This is a genomic window from Streptomyces sp. ID05-39B (assembly GCF_033794725.1).
In the GTDB taxonomy this organism is placed as follows: Bacteria; Actinomycetota; Actinomycetes; order Streptomycetales; family Streptomycetaceae; genus Streptomyces; species Streptomyces bobili.
Genome location: NZ_JARGEF010000430.1, coordinates 1 through 3,496 on the forward strand (window position 1 = coordinate 1; position 3,496 = coordinate 3,496).

A 3,496-nucleotide genomic window follows, 5' to 3' on the forward strand; every position below is an offset into this window, starting at 1 on the left:
GGCCCCACCTTCGCCCTCTCCCCCGCCGCCTGGGCGCACTTCCTCCCCTACGGCAGCGGGAGCGGGTCCTCGCGCAGCACCGGCGGAGCGGCCAGCGCCGCTTCGTAGGCGTCTCGGGGGAACTCGTAGGGGCCCAGGGCGAGTTCCCCCCATTCCTTCTCCCGGTACGGCTGACGGAAGGCGGACCAGGTCACCGTCGTCGGGGTGAGGGTGACCTTGGCCATGAGGGGCCAGCAGCCCCAGATGCCGCAGGAGCAGCCGAGCAGGGGGACGGTGTCTCCGGGAGTGAGGAAGTGGTGTCCCTCGAACTCGGGGACGCCGAGGCCGTCGTGCTGGGTGCGGACCTGCTCGGCGGTCTCCTTCTCGTCCTCGGCCTCGTCGTCGAACTCTCCCGCCAGTTCGGCCCGCCACAGCGGGTAGGTCACCTCACCGACGAGCATGCGCAGGTCCTTCCCGTCGACCCTGATGCCCCACACCAGGTGGTCCGGGTAGGTCGGGCTCTCGGCCCAGGGGTAGTGGAAGAGCTCGATGGCGTTCACGGGCGGCATCCTCCCCGGCCGGGGACCTGTTCCGCGAACCGTTTTCTACGGCTTACTGCGGCGCCGCCTGCTGCCGGTACAGCCCCTCCGTCTCGTCGGCGAAGTCGCGCATGATCGCGTCCCGGCGGAGTTTCATGGAGGGGGTCAGGTGGCCCTCCGCCTCGGTGAAGTCGCGGGGCAGGATGGTGAACCGGCGGATCGATTCGGGGCGGGAGACGAGCTTGTTGGCCTCGTCGACCGCGCGCTGGAGTACTTCGTTCAACTCGACGTCGTCGATGAGGAGTTCGGCGGGGACGGGGTGTTTGCCGTTCATCTGACGCCAGTGGGTGAGGCCGTCGGGGTCGAGGGTGAGCAGGGCGGAGACGTAGGGGCGGCCGTCGCCGAGGACCATGGCCTGGGAGATCAGGGGGTGCGAGCGCAGCCAGTTCTCCAGCGGGGCGGGGGCGACGCTCTTGCCGCCGGAGGTGATGATCAGTTCCTTCTTGCGGCCGGTGATCGTGAGGTAGCCGTCGTCGTCGAGTTCGCCGATGTCGCCGGTGGCGAGCCAGCCGTCGGGGGCGGCGGGGACGACTCCGCCGGCCGCCGGGTCCCAGTAGCCGCGCAGGACGTGGTCACCGGCGATGAGTATCTCGCCGTCGGCCGCTATGCGGATCTTCGTGCCGGGCAGCGGCCAGCCCACCGTGCCCAGGCGGGGTTTCATGGGCGGGGTGACGGTCGAGGCGCCGGTGGTCTCGGTGAGGCCGTAGCCCTCGTAGATCTCGATGCCCGCGCCGGCGTAGAACGCGGCGAGGCGGCGGCCCAGCGGGGAGCCGCCGCAGATGGCGTGCCGGACCCGGCCGCCCATGGCGTTGCGGATGCGGCGGTAGACCAGCGGGTCGTAGAGGGCGCGTCCCGCGCGGAGGGTGGCGCCGGGGCCGCTTCCGGTGCCGGCGTTGTGGGCCTCGACGGCCTCGCCGTAGCGGATGGCCGTGTTCACCGCCCGGTCGAAGGTGGACACCCGGCCGCCCGCCTCCGCCTTCGCGCGGGCCGTGTTGAAGATCTTCTCCAGCATGTACGGGATCGCGAGCAGGCAGGTGGGTCTGAACGCGGCCAGATCCGGGAGGAGTTGGTCGGCCTTGAGGCTGGGGGCGTGGCCGAGGCGGACGCGGGCGCGGATGCAGGCGATGGCGACCATGCGGCCGAAGACGTGGGACATGGGGAGGAAGAGGAGCACGGAGAGGTCGTCGGTGGCCGACTTGAAGACCGGGTAGAGCAGCTCGATCGCGTTGTCGACCTCGGCGAAGAAGTTTCCGTGGGTGAGCGCGCAGCCTTTGGGGCGGCCGGTCGTGCCCGAGGTGTAGATGAGGGTGGCGAGGGTGTCGGGGACCAGCATGCCTCGGCGGACCTCGACCTCGGACTCCGGGATGTGCTGCTCGCCCAGTTCGGCGAGGCGCTCCACATGCCCTTTCTCGATCACCCAGATGTGCTGGAGGTCGGGCAGCCGGTCGCGTTCGGGGCCGATGGCCGCCGCCTGCCCGAGCGTCTCGGTGACGAGGGCGACCGCACCGGAGTCCTGGAGGATCCACCGGGTCTGGAAGACGGAGGAGGTCGGGTAGACGGGGACGGTGACCAGTCCGGCAGCCCAGGCGGCGAAGTCGAGCAGCGTCCACTCGTAGGTCGTACGGGCCATGATGGCGATCCGGTCGCCGGGCGCCAGCCCCTCCCCGATCAACCCCTTCGCCACCGCGAGGACTTCGGCGGCGAACTGCTGTGCCGTCACGTCCGCCCACCGGCCCTCCGCGTCCCTGCGGCTGAGGACCACGGCGTCGGGGGCCGCTCCCGCGTTGTCGAACGGCAGCTCCGCGAGCGAGCCGTACGTCATCGGGCGCGCGAACACCGGCATCGACGCCTCCCGCACGGCGCCGTCCAGCCTGCGGGTCTCGGGTTCCACGAGGGCGGGGGGAGCGTCGTAACCGGCGAAGGCCGGCGTGGAGGATGAATACGGGGTGGACACGGGCGGCTCCCTGGGCGTGCAGCGATCGAACTGCTTGCTGCATGAAGTACGTGCCTCGCGCGTCGAGGCGTTCAACCGGGACGGAACCGCAGAAAGGGGTTACCCCCGGTTGGCTAGGGGATCGTACGGGGCGGACGTGTGGGGCTTGTGCGGGTTCGGGGGTGTTGATGGGCCAGGGCTGTGCAACCTCCAGGGGTACCTGAGCGGCCCTCAGGTTCGCTGGTGGCGGCGGCTTTCGCGGGTGACACCGGGTGGGCTTGCCAGTCACCTTACCGACGGTAACCTGACTCCAGAGTAAGGAAAATCGAGCGGGTAGGCGAGGGGGCGGAAGAAGTGGACATGACCGACCGGAACGCGCGTCTCGGCGGCGGGGTACGGGCGCGGTGACCGCCCCGCCGCTCTCCGCCACACCCGCCCTCGGCCCGCTGCTCGCACGCGGAGCCCTCCTGTCACCCTTCAAGCGGCCCCGGCCCGGCGCCGCCTTCTCCGGCGGCCGGCTCGTCCTGCCCAAGCTGCGCGTCGACCTCGCCCGACTTGCCGCCTACGAGCGGGTCTGCGGCTTCCCCACCGGCGACGACGCCCTGCCGATCACCTACCCGCACGTCCTCGGCTTCCCGCTGGCCATGCGCATCATGAGCGGCCGAGCGTTTCCCCTCCCGCTGCTCGGCCTCGTCCACACCTCGATCTCACTGACCCGGCACCGGCCGCTCCCGGCCACCGGGACGACGTACGAACTCGCCGTCCACGTCGATCGGTTGGTCCCGCACCGCCGCGGCACGGAGGCCGTCGTCGTGACCGAGCTGCGGGAGGCCGGAGGCGGCAGGGAGGACCGTGGGGAAGCCTGTTCCCCCGCCCCGGACACGCTCGCCGCGGAGGGCATCGCCCGCTGGGACGTCGACCTGCCACCCGGTGGCCGGCGCCCGGCACCCCTGCCCCGCCCCCCGGCGGCCAGGCCACATCCCCA

The 3,496-nt window shown here is 71.5% G+C and carries 2 protein-coding genes and 1 pseudogene; 1 reads left to right on the forward strand and 2 read right to left on the reverse strand.

Annotated elements, in window-relative coordinates; all coding sequences use genetic code 11:
- Window positions 1-47: 47 nt before the first annotated feature.
- Complete coding sequence (locus P1P75_RS40610; RefSeq protein ID WP_319264807.1) at window positions 48-548, reverse strand: hypothetical protein; 501 nt, start codon at window positions 546-548, stop codon at window positions 48-50.
- 43 nt (window positions 549-591) lie between these two features.
- The gene (locus P1P75_RS40615) at window positions 592-2,532 is read right to left on the reverse strand and encodes an AMP-dependent synthetase/ligase (RefSeq protein ID WP_319264810.1); all 1,941 of its coding nucleotides are present in this window, start codon (window positions 2,530-2,532) and stop codon (window positions 592-594) included.
- A 383-nt stretch (window positions 2,533-2,915) separates the two neighbouring features.
- On the opposite strand from P1P75_RS40615, the pseudogene P1P75_RS40620 reads away from it, so the two are divergent.
- Window positions 2,916-3,496: pseudogene (locus P1P75_RS40620) on the forward strand (hypothetical protein); the annotation flags it as partial.

Coding starts and splice junctions, on each gene's coding strand:
- P1P75_RS40610 (WP_319264807.1), bottom strand. CDS start 548: ATGCCGCCCGTGAACGCCATCGAGCTCTTCCACTACCCCTGGGCCGAG.